Origin of the sequence: Sphingosinithalassobacter tenebrarum (assembly GCF_011057975.1) — a bacterium.
Classification (GTDB): domain Bacteria; phylum Pseudomonadota; class Alphaproteobacteria; order Sphingomonadales; family Sphingomonadaceae; genus Sphingomonas; species Sphingomonas tenebrarum.
In genome coordinates, this window is record NZ_CP049109.1 from 3,400,629 (window position 1) to 3,416,776 (window position 16,148).

At 65.6% G+C, this 16,148-nt stretch carries 16 protein-coding genes; 9 read left to right on the forward strand and 7 right to left on the reverse strand.

Annotated elements, in window-relative coordinates; all coding sequences use genetic code 11:
* Positions 1 to 5 precede the first annotated feature (5 nt).
* Positions 6 to 1,289: a M20/M25/M40 family metallo-hydrolase gene (locus tag G5C33_RS16915; protein WP_165328214.1), complete on the reverse strand. Its 1,284-nt coding sequence runs from the start codon at positions 1,287 to 1,289 to the stop codon at positions 6 to 8.
* A 41-nt stretch (positions 1,290 to 1,330) separates the two neighbouring features.
* Positions 1,331 to 1,786: a universal stress protein gene (locus tag G5C33_RS16920; protein ID WP_165328215.1), complete on the reverse strand. Its 456-nt coding sequence runs from the start codon at positions 1,784 to 1,786 to the stop codon at positions 1,331 to 1,333.
* A 154-nt stretch (positions 1,787 to 1,940) separates the two neighbouring features.
* Here G5C33_RS16920 and G5C33_RS16925 point away from each other — a divergent pair, with 154 nt between their 5' ends.
* Both G5C33_RS16925 and G5C33_RS16930 read left to right on the forward strand, forming a co-directional pair.
* Entirely contained in the window at positions 1,941 to 3,263 is a 1,323-nt protein-coding gene (locus tag G5C33_RS16925; RefSeq protein ID WP_165328216.1) for a pyruvate dehydrogenase complex dihydrolipoamide acetyltransferase, read from the forward strand.
* A 1-nt stretch (position 3,264) separates the two neighbouring features.
* A complete protein-coding gene (locus G5C33_RS16930) occupies positions 3,265 to 3,501 on the forward strand; it encodes a hypothetical protein (RefSeq protein WP_228275110.1) in 237 nt (78 codons plus the stop codon).
* Between the two features lie 178 nt (positions 3,502 to 3,679).
* Here G5C33_RS16930 and G5C33_RS16935 read toward each other — a convergent pair whose 3' ends face one another.
* Positions 3,680 to 4,933, reverse strand: coding sequence for an RNA polymerase sigma factor (locus tag G5C33_RS16935; RefSeq protein WP_165328217.1), 1,254 nt, complete (start codon positions 4,931 to 4,933; stop codon positions 3,680 to 3,682).
* A 7-nt stretch (positions 4,934 to 4,940) separates the two neighbouring features.
* A complete protein-coding gene (locus tag G5C33_RS16940; protein ID WP_165328218.1) occupies positions 4,941 to 5,369 on the reverse strand; it encodes a YciI family protein in 429 nt (142 codons plus the stop codon).
* Positions 5,370 to 5,515: 146 nt separating this feature from the next.
* On the opposite strand from G5C33_RS16940, the gene G5C33_RS16945 reads away from it, so the two are divergent.
* From G5C33_RS16945 to G5C33_RS16960, 4 genes are all read left to right on the forward strand, one after another.
* Positions 5,516 to 6,580, forward strand: coding sequence for an AI-2E family transporter (locus G5C33_RS16945; RefSeq protein ID WP_165328219.1), 1,065 nt, complete (start codon positions 5,516 to 5,518; stop codon positions 6,578 to 6,580).
* Between the two features lie 228 nt (positions 6,581 to 6,808).
* Positions 6,809 to 7,516 (forward strand): response regulator transcription factor CtrA, encoded by a 708-nt coding sequence (gene ctrA, locus G5C33_RS16950; protein WP_165328220.1) that lies wholly within the window; start codon positions 6,809 to 6,811, stop codon positions 7,514 to 7,516.
* Between the two features lie 145 nt (positions 7,517 to 7,661).
* Positions 7,662 to 8,876: a GNAT family N-acetyltransferase gene (locus G5C33_RS16955; RefSeq protein ID WP_165328221.1), complete on the forward strand. Its 1,215-nt coding sequence runs from the start codon at positions 7,662 to 7,664 to the stop codon at positions 8,874 to 8,876.
* The gene (locus G5C33_RS16960) at positions 8,873 to 9,733 is read left to right on the forward strand and encodes a cupin-like domain-containing protein (protein WP_165328222.1); all 861 of its coding nucleotides are present in this window, start codon (positions 8,873 to 8,875) and stop codon (positions 9,731 to 9,733) included. Before G5C33_RS16955 ends, G5C33_RS16960 begins: the two co-directional genes overlap by 4 nt.
* 282 nt (positions 9,734 to 10,015) lie before the next feature.
* Here the strand turns inward: G5C33_RS16960 and G5C33_RS16965 are convergent, their stop codons facing one another.
* The 3 genes from G5C33_RS16965 to G5C33_RS16975 all read right to left on the reverse strand — a co-directional run bounded on the left by G5C33_RS16965 (position 10,016) and on the right by G5C33_RS16975 (position 13,611).
* Complete coding sequence (locus G5C33_RS16965; RefSeq protein WP_165328223.1) at positions 10,016 to 10,957, reverse strand: transferrin-binding protein-like solute binding protein; 942 nt, start codon at positions 10,955 to 10,957, stop codon at positions 10,016 to 10,018.
* Positions 10,958 to 11,074: 117 nt separating this feature from the next.
* Complete coding sequence (locus tag G5C33_RS16970; RefSeq protein ID WP_165328917.1) at positions 11,075 to 12,739, reverse strand: amidohydrolase; 1,665 nt, start codon at positions 12,737 to 12,739, stop codon at positions 11,075 to 11,077.
* 5 nt (positions 12,740 to 12,744) lie between these two features.
* Positions 12,745 to 13,611: an NAD(P)-dependent oxidoreductase gene (locus G5C33_RS16975; RefSeq protein WP_165328224.1), complete on the reverse strand. Its 867-nt coding sequence runs from the start codon at positions 13,609 to 13,611 to the stop codon at positions 12,745 to 12,747.
* A gap of 117 nt (positions 13,612 to 13,728) precedes the next feature.
* Between G5C33_RS16975 and G5C33_RS16980 the strand changes: the two genes are divergently transcribed.
* From G5C33_RS16980 to G5C33_RS16985, 3 genes are all read left to right on the forward strand, one after another.
* Positions 13,729 to 14,976, forward strand: a complete 1,248-nt coding sequence (locus G5C33_RS16980) for a threonine ammonia-lyase (RefSeq protein ID WP_165328225.1) — start codon at positions 13,729 to 13,731, stop codon at positions 14,974 to 14,976.
* A gap of 36 nt (positions 14,977 to 15,012) precedes the next feature.
* Positions 15,013 to 15,144, forward strand: a complete 132-nt coding sequence (locus G5C33_RS19455; protein WP_266095911.1) for a hypothetical protein — start codon at positions 15,013 to 15,015, stop codon at positions 15,142 to 15,144.
* A 184-nt stretch (positions 15,145 to 15,328) separates the two neighbouring features.
* The gene (locus G5C33_RS16985; RefSeq protein ID WP_165328226.1) at positions 15,329 to 16,114 is read left to right on the forward strand and encodes an arginyltransferase; all 786 of its coding nucleotides are present in this window, start codon (positions 15,329 to 15,331) and stop codon (positions 16,112 to 16,114) included.
* Positions 16,115 to 16,148: the final 34 nt, after the last annotated feature.

Here is a 16,148-nt window from a genome sequence, read left to right on the forward strand (position 1 = left end):
GAACCCTACCGCCCCCGCATTCCGAAGCTGACAAGGCTTTCCGCGCCGTCCGCGCCGAGGGCCGACACGCCGACGAAATGGTCGTCGACGACTACGCCTTCGAGCACCATCTCCGTCGCGGTCACATCGATGCTGTCGGTCCACGCGCGCGCATCGGCGCGGCGCCAGTGCACGCGATAGCCCGCCGCGCCTTCCACCGGTTCCCAGCGCACGCGCGTATCGGTCGCCAGCGCGCCACCGATCGTCACGCCCTCCGGCGCTGCAGGCGCCCGCGCCAGCCGCCGCGCCATTGCGACGTTGATCGCCGTCACTTTCGCCAGATAGTCGAAGTCCATCCGGTCGACCGTGTCGCCATAGGCGCGGCCGCCCTCGCTCCGCACATCCTGATGCTGCGCGTCATACAGTTCGACGCCCGACGTGATCCGCACCGCGGGATAGCCGCGCGCGAGGAACGCCAGGTGATCGCCGCCGCGCCCGAACCGATCGGGCCGCCGCACCAGAAACACGTCGAGCCCTTGCGGAAGCGTATCGGCAATACCGTCGAGCGCCTTGGCCAGCGCGCGGCTGGGCCCGTCATCCTCGCCCCCTGCGGCGCGGCGCGCCATTTGCGCGTCGATATCCTCGCCGGCCCGAATCCCTTCGGAAAAGACGCGGACGCGGTCCGCAACCTGTCGGCCATCCTGCCCCACAATATTACCGACAATATCGTTGTTGAGCATCGCGCTCACTGTCCAGCCGTTCTGCTCGGCGGTTTCGGCCAGCAATTCGCCGCCCCACAGCCCCTGCTCCTCGCCCGAAAGCAGGGCATAGACGATGGTCGCGCGAAACTTCTCCCGCGACAGGATCCGCGCCGCCTCGATCACCAGCGCGACGCCCGATCCGTCGTCATTGGCGCCGGGCGCGTCGCTGGTGAAATCCATCACGTCGCGCGCGCGGCTGTCGATATGCGCGGCGATGATGACAACGCGGTGGCTCTCCTCTCCCGGCTGAAAGCCGAGGATGTCGACCACCTGCACTCCGTTCGGGGCGCGCGGGCCTTCGAATCCGCGCGCGATATTGGCGACGTCGATGCAATCGCACGCATCGCCGATCCGCGAGAGTTCACCCATCGCCCAGCGGCGCGCGGCGCCGATGCCGCGCGTGTCGCTCTGCGTATCGGAAAGCGTGTGGCGGGTGCCGAATCCGACCAGCGTCTCGACATCCGCGCGAAGCCGCGCCGGATCGGGCGCTTCCTGCGCATGCGACGGCGCGGGAATCAGCAGGGCGGCGGCAAGCAGGATCTTTCGCATGACGATCAGACTGGCGCGAAGCGGCGCGCCACGCAATCGCGTCAGCTCAGCCGGTCGATCGCTTCCTTGTCGAGCCCGCCGGGAATGATGAACACCGGCACCGGCAGGCTGCCGGCATCATGGCCCGAAAAATGCGACACCATCGGGCCGGGCGCGCCGCTGGGCGCGGCGCCGAGCACCAGCGCGGCGATATTGGGATCGTCGGCGATCATCTTGCGAATGATCTTCGCGCCGTCGCCCTGCTGCACGGTGATCGAGGGTTTGAGCCCCGATTCGGCAAGCAGCGTGCCCGCCGCGCGCGTCACCAGCGCCTCCGCGCGGTGCAGCGCCTCGTCCTCGATCGTCGCCATTACGCCGCCCCACTGGACGAACTCCGGCTGCGGCACCAGCGCCAGAATTTCAACGTTTCCGCCCGTCTTGACGGCGCGGCGCGCGGCAAAGCGCAGGGCGATTTCCGCCTCCGGGCTTTCGTCGATCGCCACCAGATAGGTTCGCATGGATCATTTTCCTCTCGTCCGCCATTAGCACAGTGGAAATACCCGCGCGCAAGTCCGCACCGTCATCGGCCTGCGACAAGCCGGTCTTGACCACGGCCATGACGACAGCGAGAGAGAGTGCCGAACCGCCCGAACCCCAATCACGGGAACGCTGATGTCGATCGAAATCAAAATGCCTGCCCTTTCACCCACGATGGAAGAAGGGACGCTCGCCAACTGGCTGATCAAGGAAGGCGACACCGTCTCCGCCGGCGACCTGATGGCCGAAATCGAAACCGACAAGGCGACGATGGAATTCGAAGCCGTCGATGAAGGCACGCTCGCCAAGATCCTGGTCCCGGCCGGCACCGACAATGTGAAGGTCGGCACGGTGATCGCGCTGCTCGCCGAAGAGGACGAGGACGCTTCGGACGTGAAGGCTCCGGCCAAGAAGGAAGCCGCGCCCGCCAAGACCGAAGCAAAGAAGGAAGAAAAGCCGGCCGCGGAAGCGAAGGCGTCTCCCGCTCCGGCAGCCGCCCCGGCCCCCGCGCCCGCCAGGGCGAACGGCGCCGACGACGGCCGTGTGAAGGCAAGCCCGCTGGCGCGCCGCATCGCCGCCGAAAAGGGCGTCGATGTCGCCGCCATCTCCGGTTCCGGCCCCAATGGCCGCGTGGTGAAGGCGGATGTCGAATCGGCCGAACCGGGCAGCGCGCCTGCCCCCGCGCCGAGCAAGGCCGCACCTGCGCCCGCCGCTGCCGCGACGCCGGCGCCTTCGGGTCCGCCGTCCGACATTCCGTTCGACGAGAGCATCCCGCACGAGACCGAGAAGCTGTCGAACATGCGCAAGGTGATCGCCAAGCGCCTGACCGAAGCCAAGCAGACGATCCCGCACATCTATCTGACGGTCGACATCGTTCTCGATCCGCTGCTCAAGCTGCGCGGCGAACTCAACAAGACGCTGGAATCGCGCGGCGTGAAGCTGTCGGTCAACGACATGCTGATCAAGGCGCTGGGCATCGCGCTGGAAATGACGCCCAAGTGCAATGTCACCTATGGCGGCAGCGTGCTGGTCAAATATCAGCGCGCGGACGTTTCGGTCGCGGTGTCGACGCCCGCCGGACTGATCACGCCGATCATCAAGGACGCGGCGAACAAGAGCATGTCCACCATTTCGAAGGAAATGAAGGACCTCGCCACCCGCGCCAAGGAAGGCAAGCTCCAGCCGCACGAATATCAGGGCGGCACCGCCAGCATTTCCAACATGGGCATGTTCGGCATTTCGCAGTTCGACGCCGTCATCAATCCGCCGCAGGGCATGATCCTGGCGATCAGCGCCGGCGAAAAGCGCCCCTGGGTGGTCGACGATTCGCTGCAGATCCGCACGGTGATGAGCGCAACGGGCAGCTTCGATCATCGCGCGATCGACGGCGCCGACGGCGCGGTGCTGATGAAGGCGTTCAAGGAACTGGTCGAATCGCCGATGGGCATGCTCGCCTGACATGACCGGCCTGCCGATCCGCACGATCATCGAGGCACTGCACATCATCGCGGGGCTGCTCGCGACCGTGGTGATCGCGTGGATCGCGGCCTGGTCCTATGTCCCCGGCGAGCGCGACATCTGGATCACTGCCGTCGCCGCGATGGCTGCGGTGATCGCGATGGGCGTCAATCCGATGCGCCGGGCATGGGCCGCCGACAAGGCGAACCCGGCGCAGCGCGTGGGGACGGCGGAGTAGGCGTAGGCGCTATCGCCTCCTTGCCATCGCGTCGCCCCTGCGCAGGCAGGGGCCCATGTCTGTGGCGTCATGGCCTTCCCTCTGACACATGGAGCAACCCGACCGTGTCTGCCCCATCACGGAATTCGACAGAGATAGGCCCCTGCCTGCGCAGGGGCGACAGCAGGAAGAAGGGTGCTCAGTCACACGCCGCCGCGCGCTCCTTCAGAAACGCCATCTCGCGCGCATTGCGGGTAAGCCCCGCAGCCGTTTCGAACGCCGCACGCGCCTCTTCCAGCCGCCCCGCCCGGAACAGCATGTCGCCGCGCGCCGCCGGCAAGGGCGCGTAGTTGCGCAGCGCCGCCGCATCAGCGAGCGCGTCGATCAGTGCCAATCCTACATCCGGCCCGAACGCCATGCCGTGCGCCACCGCGCGGTTGAGATCGACCACAGGCGAGGGCATCACGTCGCGCAACCGATCGTAGAGCCCGGCGATGCGGCGCCAGTCGGTATCCTCCATCCGCACCGCGCAGGCATGGCAGGCGGCAAGCGCGGCCTGCAGCACATAGGGCCCGTCACCGCCCAGCGCCTCGGCCCGCGCCAGCGCGTCGAGCCCGCGACCGATCAGCAGCCGGTCCCATTTGCCGCGATCCTGTTCGTTCAATGTCAGCAGCGCACCGTTCGGCCCCACCCGCGCCGCCAGTCGCGACGCCTGAATCTCCATCAGCGCCAAGAGCCCCAGCACTTCGGCATCCTCGGGTATCAACCCGGCCAGAATCCGCCCCAGCCGCTGCGCCTCGGCGCATAATGTCGGCCGCACCAGACTCTCCCCCGAGGTGGCTGAATAGCCTTCGTTGAAGATCAGATAGACAACCTCCAGCACCGACCCGAGCCGCGCCTCGCGCTCCGCCCCGCGCGGCACCGCGAAGGCAAGCCCCGCCTCCCCGATCGCCCGTTTGGCGCGGACGATCCGCTGGCCGATCGTCGCTTCGTTCGCCAGGAACGCGCGCGCGATCTCCCCCGTCGTCAGCCCGCCGACGACGCGCAGCGTCAGCGCCGCCCGCGCCTCGGCCGAGAGCAGCGGATGGCAGGCAGTGAAGATCAGTCCCAACAATTCGTCGCCGAGATCATCGTCCATCGCCGCCTCGATCGCCTGCGCCGGGTCGTCCGCTTCGTCCGCCTCGCGCGCGATCGCCTCATGCTTGCGCGCGCGCATCCGCTCGCGCCGCATCGCATCGATCGCGCGGCGCTTCGCGGCGGTCATCAGCCATGCGCCCGGATTGTCGGGAATGCCGCTTTCCGGCCAGCGGTCGAGCGCGGTCACCAGCGCGTCCTGCGCCAGCTCCTCGGCGCGATCGAGATCGCCCGTCATGCGGGCCAGACCGGCAATCAGCCTGGCCCGCTCGATGCGGAACACCGCTTCGATGGCGCGATGGAGTTCGCCCTCGCTCACCCTGTTGTCAGGCGACGCCCAGCTTGCCGCGATCGCCGTCGCGCGGCGCCGCCATTTCCTCTTCGCTGACGAAATCGCCCAGGTCCGCAGCTTCGTAGAAGGGGCGGATTTCCATCGCGCCCTTGCCGATCGCTGGCGCGCGCATCGCCCAGGCCATCGCCTCGTCCATGTCCCTGACTTCCCAGATCGAAAAGCCCGCGACCATCTCGCGCGCTTCGGCGAACGGGCCGTCGATCACGGTGCGCTTGCCGTTGTCGACTTCGACTCGCTTGCTCTCCGAAGCCGGCTTGAGCCCGGCGGCGGCGACGAAGACGCCCGCCTGCACCAGTTCCTCGGTAAATGCGTCCATCGCCGCGAACGCTTCCATCATCTCGGGTGTCGGCTCCATGCCTTCCTTGAATTCCTCGCCCGGGATCGAAAACACCATCACGCGCATTGTCAGTCTCCTTGATCGGCCGGGCGGATTGGCCCAACATCGACACGACGAACGGAGCTTCCCCAAATCGACAGGGCCCTGCAAATTTATTCTGAATCCCGACGCACCGGCCCGAACGGGACCGGGCCGCGCGCGTTGATTTCGTCGTGAGTCGCCTCAAGCCCGACAAAGCTGATGCCCGTTTCCTGCGCCGCGTGATCGCGCTTGCCGTGATCGTCGCGGTCGGCGTTGCCTTCTACCGCGCGCTCGAGCTGCTGATCCTCGCCTTCGGGTCGGTGCTCGGCGCGATCGTGATCCGTGCGGTATCCGATTTCTATCAGCAGCGCCTGCGCCTGTCGGAGCGGCTGGCGGTGGGCGGCGCGATGGTGACGGTGCTGCTCGGCATCGCCTTTCTGATCTGGCTGTTCGCGGTCCAGTTCGGGCAGCAGATCAACAATTTCGTTTCCGACCTGCCGATGATCGTCGAGGAACTCCGCGCGGCGATGTCGACATCGCCGGTCGGCCGCGAAATCTACAAGGCGGTCGAGGCGGCCTATGCCGGATCGCGCATCGCCCAGGATCTGAGCGGCATCGCGCAGGGATCGATCGTCATCATCCTCAACACCATATTGCTGCTGATCGGCGCGCTGTTCCTGGCCGCCAATCCGGGCGTCTATCGCCGCGGGCTGCTGCTGCTCGTCCCTCCGGGAAACCGCGCGCCCTTCGCCGACGCGCTCGACGACACCGGAGCGACGCTGTCGCTGTGGCTGCGCGCGCAGGTGATTCAGATGACCACAATGGGCGTGTTGGTGGGGTTCGGCCTGTGGATCGCGGGCGTGCCCTCCTCGGCGGCGCTCGGCCTGCTCGCCGGGCTCAGCGAGTTCGTCCCCTATGTCGGCCCGACCGCCGCGATGATCCCCGCCCTGGCGCTCGCCGCGACGCAGGGGGTGGGAACGCTGATCGCGGCGCTGATCGCATTTGCGGTGGTCCGGCTGATCCAGACCAATTTCATCACGCCCTTCGTCCAGCAGCGCGTGATCGACATTCCTCCGGCGATCACGCTCTTCGCGATCATCGGCATCGGCTATGTCTTCGGAATGGTCGGCCTGTTCTTCTCCGCCGCGCTGCTGGTGGTGATCTTCACACTCGTTCGCGCGCTCTATCTGCGCGAGGTGCTGGGCGAGGACATATCGCCGCCGGGAAGCGGCTCGCTCCCTTCGGAAACCCCTTAGGGCGCATTACCGAACCGTAAATGTCCCGGATTAATAAATGTGAATCACCGGCGTAAAAGCCCTTGGTGAACAGGCGGAAAGGGCTTCCCAAAGGCCGCGACTCGCGGAGTCAGGCCGGTTAGGGAGAAATTAACCTTTTGCCTTCAGACCTGCTTAGGTTAATGAATCACTCAGGACGCGTTGGTCATGAAGGGGCTGGCGTAAACAAACGGGCAAAGGATTCTGGCGATGCGCGTATTGCTGATCGAAGACGAGCCGAGCACGGCAAAGGCGATCGAGCTTATGCTCACCACCGAAGGTTTCAACGTCTATGCGACGGACCTGGGTGAAGAGGGCTTGGATCTCGGCAAGCTCTACGACTACGACATCATCCTGCTCGACCTCAATCTGCCGGACATGCACGGCTATGACGTGCTCAAGAAGCTGCGCGTGGCGCGCGTGCAGACTCCGGTGCTGATCCTTTCGGGCATCAGCGAAATGGATTCGAAGGTCCGCAGCTTCGGCTTCGGCGCCGACGACTATGTCACCAAGCCGTTCCATCGCGACGAGCTGGTGGCCCGCATTCATGCGGTCGTGCGCCGTTCGAAGGGACACAGCCAGTCCGTCATCCGCACCGGCAAGCTTGCCGTCAATCTCGACGCCAAGACGGTCGAAGTCGACGGTGCCCGCGTGCATCTGACCGGCAAGGAATATGCGATGCTCGAGCTGCTTTCGCTGCGCAAGGGCACCACGCTGACCAAGGAAATGTTCCTCAACCATCTCTATGGCGGGATGGACGAGCCCGAACTCAAGATCATCGACGTCTTCATCTGCAAGCTGCGCAAGAAGCTTTCGATGGCGACTGAAGGCGAGAATTACATCGAGACGGTGTGGGGCCGCGGCTATGTGCTGCGCGATCCCGAAGAAGGCGAAGTTGCCGAAACCAAGGTCGCCTGACCGAAGAGACAACATGGCGGGGGTCATGCAAGGCCGCGGTTCCGGTACGGACCCGCGGCCTTTTCTTTGGGCGCCTGCCGAAATTTTAACGCTTGCCCGATAGCGTATCTTCAGACGCAAGCAGGGATCGGCGCAACAAAGCGGCATGTTTATCGCCACGAACATCAGCAGGGATCACGAAGCGCAGGCGGATGCTCCGCCCCTGGCGGCGTCGTGCGACGGCGTCGTGGCCACGCCGCACCGGCTCGATGCCCTGCCCGCCCGCCTTTCGCTCGCCTGGGACGAACTGGCGCAGGCGGCGGCCGAGCCCAATGCCTTTGCCGAGCGCTGGTTCGTGGAAGCGGGCGTCGCGCATCTGCCCGGCATTTCCGACATGCGCCTGCTGGAAGTGCGCGAACAGGAGCGGCTGATCGGCCTGTTCCCGCTGCGCGTCGAACCGCTGGAAAGCCGCCTGCCGCTGCGCATCGTCGCCAATCTGGGGCATCACAACAGTTTTCTTGGAACGCCGCTGATCCGCGCCGGCGTCGAAACGGCGGCCTGGGGGGCGCTGCTCGACACGCTCGACGCCGCGCGCTGGGCGCCGGGCTTCCTCCATCTCAAGGGAGTCGTCGCCGACGGACCGGTGCATCGCGGACTGCAGGCCGCGGCTTCGCTGCGCGGCCGCCCCTGCGACATCGTCCAGACGACCGAGCGCGCGCTGCTCGCCTCCCCGCTCGGCGCGCAGGCCTATTACGAAACCACGGTGCGCAAGAAGAAGCGCAAGGAGCTCAAGCGATTGCGTGCGCGGCTCGACGAGCTCGGCGCAGTCACCTGCCGCCGCCTGACCGACCCGGCCGATCTGGAAGGCTGGATCGCCGCTTTCCTGGCGCTGGAGGCCAAGGGGTGGAAGGGCGAGGCCGGTTCGGCGCTCGCCTGCGACGATGCGACGCGCGGTTTCTTCCACGATGCGCTGACCGGCGCCTGGGCGGCCGATCGCCTCGAGATACTGCGGCTCGATCTCGACGACGCGCCGATCGCGATGCTCGTCAATTTCCTCACTCCGCCCGGCGCCTTTTCGTTCAAGATCGCATTCGACGAGGACTATGCCCGCTATTCGCCCGGGGTGCTGATTCAGCTTGAAAATTACGAGATACTGGATCGGCCCGACATCGCCTGGATGGACAGCTGCGCCTCGGCCGACCATCCGATGATCAACAGTCTCTGGGCGGAGCGGCGCACGATCGTGCGCCTCTCGGTGCCGCTCGCCGGACTGGTCCGCCGCACGCAATTCGCAGTCGTACGCGCCGCCGAGCGCGCCGCAGCCGCGCTCCGCGCCCGCCGTTCCCACACGCCCCTTCTCCAGCAGGAAGACGACCAATGACCGACCCGGTTTTCGATACCGCCGCGCGCGACCGGTTCCGCGACCTCTATCCCGAACAGGCCGGGCAGCTGACCCATCACCTCGCCGGGCACAGGCTGTTCGAGCTCGAATCGCTGATCGCGCTGGCGGGCCGCATCCGCCCGGTCGATGTCGAGGCCAATCTGGCCGACCTGCCGATCGGCGTCGATCCCGAAAGCGTCCGCGAAACCGGCCTGTCGGTCGAACAAACGATCCGGTCGATCGAGGAGAATGGCAGCTGGATGGTGCTGAAATTCATCCAGCAGGACCCCGAATATGCCGCGCTGCTCGATCAGCTTCTCGATGAACTGGTGCCGCTGGTACGGCCCAGCACCGGGGCGATGATCCAGCGCGAGGCATTCGTCTTCATCTCCTCGCCCGGCGCCGTCACGCCCTTCCACATCGATCCCGAGCACAATATCCTGCTCCAGCTGCGCGGATCGAAGACGATGACTGTCTTCCGCCCCGACGACTGGGACGTGATCAGCCCCGATTGCGTCGAGGCATTCCATGCCGGCGGCCACCGCAACCTGCCCTATCGCGAGGAAATCGCCACGCACGGCACGCCGATCACCATCCATCCGGGCGAAGCGATCTATGTGCCGGTAAAGGCGCCGCACTGGGTGCAGAACGGGCCCGACGTGTCGATCAGCTTTTCGATCACCTGGCGTTCGGAATGGAGCTATCGCGAGGCGCATGCCCACGGCCTCAACCAGATGCTGCGCGACGCCGGACTGAAGCCGAGCGCGCCGAAGCGCTATCCGCATCAGAACATGGCGAAGTCGGTCGCCTATCGCGCGATCCAGAAGGTCCGCCGCGCCACCGGCAAGGTAGCCTAACCCGCAAAAAATTCTGTCCTACAGGAGCCTTCCCGACATATCTGACCAGTCCGCTGCCGTTTTCGCAAAGGACAGGCCATGCCGCGCTTCGCACCCAAAGCCTCTCACGCGCGCGTATGCGTACGCGTATGCACGCGGGCACGCGCCCTCGCGCGCGGGAGCGCGCGCACGCGTGTTACGTCGCGACCCGGTGCGAACTTTGCACGGTTTTCCGCCGTTTCCGGCGGCAGGACAGCTTTCGGCCGAGCGCGCCCGGCTTCCCGCGCCTGCCGCCCAACGCGCTCAGCGCTTGGCGGCACCCATCGCGACCAGCGTCATGTACCGCGCCGGGGTTTCGTTCGATCCCGCCGACAGGCTGAGGATCGCACCGGCCTCCTGCGCCTGCGATCCGAATACCACGCCGCCGATCGCCAAAGGCAGATTCGAATTACGGAACGTTCCCGACAGCGCGGCGCGGGCGTTGCTGCCGTCGAAATTCGCAGACACGTCCGCCGTGACGAGGTCGATGTCTGCGCCGCCCGATTCCGGTGTTCCGACGAACACGATATGCGCCGATACTGTTTCCGCGCCGAAATTCACTGTCATCCGTATCGTGCTGTTCGACAGCGAATAGGTCTCGAAATCGCCGGTCCCCGTCGCGACGACGGCATAGCCGAAAACGCCGGCCGCGCCCTGATAACTATAGCTTCCCGATGTGGGCAGATCGGCCGTCCGCGTGGGAATGCCGGTCAAGGCAAGGATGTGAGAGCCGCTGTCGGACGCGACGACATAGTCGATGAACCGCAGATAGTGGAACGGATCGCTGCCGTTGGGCTGCCGAACATTGAAAAAGCTGCCGTCGGTCTTGCGATAAAAGGCCGAATCCTGCGGACTGGCGGGGTCGATCTCGTCCGCGGTGAAGGTTCCCGAATAGGCGCCGTTGTCGATGACATAGGTTTTCGCATCGGCGTCATATTCGAATTCGATTCCCTCGCCGAAACCGTTGACGCCGTAAATCTGCGGCACGCTCGGGCCGTGGATATTCCAGAAACCCGACTGGGCGCTTTGCAGGCGCACTTGCCCCGAAAGGTCCGCATAGAGCGGGTAGGAACTGGTCGGCGATGGCGAAGGCGTCACCGGAGGCGTCACGACGGACCCGCCCCCCGAAGAAGACCCGCTGTTGCCGCCGCTGCATGCCGAAAGCAGGGCGGCGGCACTTGCCGCCACCAGAAAACCGCGCTTCATCTATTCCCCTCCCCCAAGATGCCTGAAAAGGCAAATTCACGGCAATTGCATAGAACGACTTGCGAAACTGCGCGAGATATTTTGGCGTACTGGATCAGGAAAGCTGTCGACCGGTTTTCAATTGGGTTCTTCTTCACCCAGCTTCCACACACGTTCGCCGCCGATCCAGGTTTCGAGCACCTGCGTCTCGCGAAGCTGGCGCGCCGAAACGTTGAGCGGATCGCGATCGACGATGATGAAATCGGCCTGCATTCCCGGCGCCAGCCGCCCGACCTTGTCCTCGGCAAAGCCTGCATAGGCGGCATTGATCGTATAGGCGGCCCAGGCCTGTTCGCGCGTGACGATTTCCTGCGGCTGCCATCCGCCGAACGGGCGCAGGTCGGCGTCCTGACGCGACACCGCCACTGCCCAGCCGATGAACGGCTTGGGATCCTCGACCGGGAAGTCGGAGCCGAAGACGAGCAGCGACCCATTGTCGATCATCGATTTCCACGCATAGGCCCCCGCCAGCCGGTCCGGCCCCAGCCGCGCCTCTGCCATCGCCATGTCGCTGGTCTGGTGCACCGGCTGCATCGACGCGATGATGCCGTGCTTGCCGAAGCGCGGCAGGTCCGCCGGGTCGACGATCTGGGCATGTTCGATGCGCCAGCGCCGGTCGCCGTCGAACGTGTCGACCAGTTCGTCGATCACGTCGAGCACCTGGCTGTTGGCGCGATCGCCGATCGCGTGCACGGCGATCTGGAAATTGTCCATCGCGCCGCGCACCATCAGATTGCCGAGCTGATCGTCGCTGAGGAAACCCAGCCCGGTCTGGCCCGGCGCATCGGCATAATCGGCCTTGAGCCACGCCCCGCGCGATCCCAGCGCGCCATCGGCATACAGCTTGATCCCGCCCATGCGCAGCCGGTCGCCATAGAGCCAGGGCGTCGGCCCCTGTCCGCCCACTTCCAGCGCCGTATCGACGCCGTGGCCATAGGACATGATGCGAATTTCGAGCAGGCCGATATCGCCCATCCGGCGATAGAGCAGCCAGTCCTCCACCGTCGTACCCATATCGGCCGTCGCCGTGACCCCCTGCGCGAGCAGATAGCGCTGCGCCGCGAGGAAAGCCGCATTGCTTTCCCGTGGCGTGGGCTGGGGCACATGATCGCGGATCAGGTTCATCGCCGCGTCGACCAGAATGCCGATCGGATTGCCCTGCGCGTCGCGCTCGATCCGGCCGCCGGCGGGATCGGGGGTGTCCTTGGTGATGCCCGCCGCCTGCAACGCGGCGCTGTTCACCCACAACGCGTGGCCGTCGACCCGATCCAGCACGGTCGGGCGATCGCCGGTCACGCTATCCAGCTCCTGCGCGGTCGGGAAACGGCCGAGACCCCAGATTTCCTGGTTCCAGCCGCGCCCCACGATCCATCTGGCGCTGTTGTCCCCGGCCCATTGGCCGACCTGCGCCAGTGCCGCATCGAGGCTCTGCGTACCGGTGAGGTTGAGCTGCGAAAGCTGGAAGCCCAGCCCCATGACATGGCCGTGTCCATCGATCATGCCGGGCAGCAGCGTGCGCCCTTCCATGTCGGCGCGCCACTCCATCCCCTCGGGAAAATCGTCGCGGCGGTCGAGATCGAACAGCTTCACCACGCGGCCGTCGGACCCGACGATCATCGCGTTGAAGCGGACGACATTGCCGTCCTCGTCGAGCGTCAGCCCGTTGACGTTGTAAATGATGCCGTCGGCAAAGGCCGCCGCCGGCATGATCAGCATGGCCAGCGCCAGCAACAACCGCATCATCCGTTTCAACGCTTGATCCTCCGCACCAGCGCGCTGGTATCCTGGCGCCCGCCGCCCATCCCCTGCACCTCGGCATAAAATTGGTCGACCAGCGCAGTCACCGGCAGCGATGCCCCGTTCCGTTTCGCCTCATCGAGCGCGAGGCCCAGATCCTTGCGCATCCAGTCAATCGCGAAGCCGAAATCGAATTCGTCCTTCGCCATCGTGCCCCAGCGATTGTTCATCTGCCAGCTTTGCGCGGCACCGCCCGAAATCGCTTCGAACACTTTGTCGAGATCGAGGTCGGAGGCCTGGGCGAAACGCAGCGATTCGGACAGGCCCTGCAGCACGCCGGCGATCGCGATCTGGTTGCACATCTTGGTCGTCTGACCGGCGCCCGCCTGCCCGCAATGGACGATGCGCGCGGCATAGGCGGCCATGATCGGTTCGGCCTTGGCCATCGCCGCGTCGCTGCCGCCACACATGATCGAAAGCTTGCCGTTCTCCGCGCCCGCCTGGCCGCCCGAAACCGGCGCATCGACGACCAGCAGGTCGCGCGCCGCGCCCTCCTCGGCGAGCCGCCGCGCGATGGCCGCCGACACCGTCGTGTGATCGACGAACAGCGCGCCCTTCGCCATCGCGGCGAACGCGCCTTCGCTGCCCAGTGTCACCGCTTCCAGATCGTCGTCGGTGCCGACACAGGCAAGCACCGCGTCGCATCCCGCCGCCGCCGCAGCGGGCGTATCCGCGACGCTGCCGCCATAGCGCGCCGCCCATGCGTCGGATTTGCCGCGCGACCGATTATAGACCGTAACGTCATGCCCCGCCGCGACGAGATGCCCCGCCATCGGCGCGCCCATGACTCCCATTCCGATAAATGCCAGCTTTGCCATGCCGCCACCCTTAGGGGCGCACGCGGCCGGACACTAGGGTCGAGACAGAGAAAGCTGGCCCACACCTGCCCAACTTCGCGTGTTCCCCCGCCGCGCCAGATCGGCTACGGCCCGCCGATGGCCACGAAATCAGTTCCGCAGGGGAGCGGCGCGCTCCCCGTCACGATCGACGACGTCAACGCCGCGCGCGAGCGCATCGGCGATGCGATCGTGGAGACTCCGACCCTGCGCAGTCTTACGCTGTCGAACCTGACCGGCGCGGATGTGTGGCTCAAGTTCGAAAATCTGCAATTCACCGCCGCCTACAAGGAGCGCGGCGCACTCAACACGCTGTTGCAGCTCGACCAGGAAGCGCGCGCCAAGGGCGTGATCGCGGCGTCGGCAGGCAATCATGCCCAGGGCCTTGCCTATCACGCCACGCGGCTGGGCATTCCCTCGACGATCGTGATGCCGAAAAACACGCCGATCGTGAAAGTGACGCAGACCGAGGGGCATGGCGCGACCGTGATCCTGGAAGGCGAAACCTATGACGCCGCCTATGCCCATTCGCGCGAGCTGGAGGCCGAAAAGGGCTATACCTTCGTCCACCCGTTCGACGATCCGCGCGTCATTGCCGGCCAGGGCACGGTGGCGCTCGAAATGCTGGCGGCGGTGCCCAATCTCGATACGCTCATCGTCCCGCTCGGCGGCGGGGGGCTGATTTCGGGCATGTCGGTGGCAGCCAAGGCGATCAAGCCGGGGATCGAAGTGATCGGCGTCGAGGCCGAGCTCTTCCCGTCGATGTACAATCGCGTCCACCACACCGAAATGCCGTGCGGCGGCGACACGCTGGCCGAAGGCATCGCGGTGAAGGAGCCGGGCAAGATCACGTCGAAATTCGTCGAGGCGCTGGTCGACGACATCGTGCTGGTCGGCGAACGCAAGCTGGAGGAAGCAGTCAGCCTGCTGCTCCAGATTGAAAAGACCGTGGTCGAGGGTGCGGGCGCGGCGGGACTCGCCGCAATGCTTTCCGAGCCCGAGCGGTTCCGCGGCAAGAAGATCGGCACGGTGCTGTGCGGCGGCAATATCGATACGCGGCTGCTCGCCAATGTGCTGCTGCGCGATCTGGCGCGCTCGGGGCGGCTCGCCCGCCTGCGCATCCGGCTGCAGGACCGGCCGGGCGCGCTCTATCACGTCGCGCGCATCTTCCACGAACAGGGCGTCAACATCATCGAGGTCTATCACCAGCGGGTCTTCACCTCGCTGCCCGCCAAGGGGCTGATCACCGATATCGAATGCGAGACGCGCGACCGCAATCACCTCGACCGGCTGATGACCGCGCTGCGCCGGGCGCAATATGAAGTGCGCCAGGTCGAACTGGCGTGAATCGCCCGTAAACGACATCGGTTCGATCCCGCCGATGTGACGAAGCGAATCGGGCATGCGACGAAACGAGTCGTCGCCCGGTTCGCACGAGTCGTCCGCTGCGTTACAATCGCGGTCGATCAGGGGATTGATCAGGCACTTTCGACCAGACGACTGGAATCGCTTTGATTCCTCGTTCTGCGACTCGCACCGGCTTTGTTGGAAAGCCGGTGGCGAAGCCTTGCCAAGTGCTTTTCGCCGTCAAACCGGCGTTAACTTTCTTTCATGGTAAATCGGCTTTTCATCACTGGCCGAGGTCTGCATAGTCCCCTTCAGCAACGACAATTCAGTTCGAGGCAGGGGGCGTAAAAGGGTGACAGCACTTTCCCGATTCCCGCGTTTCTTCGTGACCAGTCCTTCGCCTTGCCCCTATTTGCCGGGCAAGCAGGAACGGAAGATCTTCACCGAGCTTTCGGGACCGCATGCGTCGGAACTGAACGATGCGCTGGGCCGGATCGGCTTTCGCCGCAGCCAGTCGGTCGCCTATCGGCCGAGCTGCGCGGGCTGCACCGCCTGTGTGTCGGTGCGCGTCGTTGCCGATCAGTTCAAGCCCAACAGCAGCCAGCGCAAGCTGCTGCGCCGGCACTCTGATCTCGAAGTCACGGCGTGCAAGCCCTGGGCGACCGAAGAGCAATATGCGCTGCTGCACCGCTATCTGGCGGCGCGCCATCCCGGCGGCGGCATGGCCGCGATGGATGAGAATGACTATGCCGACATGGTCGAGCAGTCGCCGGTCAGCAGCTATGTGATCGAATATCGCGAGCCGTCCGAAAATGGCGAGCGCGGCCGGCTGGTGGGCGCCTGCATCACCGATCAGCAGGCCGATGGCCTGTCGATGATCTATAGCTTCTTCCTCGCCGATGAAGACAGCCGGCCGGGGCTGGGCAACTACATCATCATGGATCACATCCTCCGCGCCCGCGCAGCGGATCTGCCCTATGTCTATCTGGGCTATTGGGTGAAAGGGTCCGACCGGATGGCCTACAAGACCCGCTACCGCCCCATCGAGGTTCTCGGCCCCAATGGCTGGGCGCTGCTAGAGGACGAGGAAGCGGTGCAGGGCATGCCCGGCGCGATCCGCACTCGCGAAATGGCCTGATCCGGCCACCCCGGTCCAACCGGGCGCTTGTCGT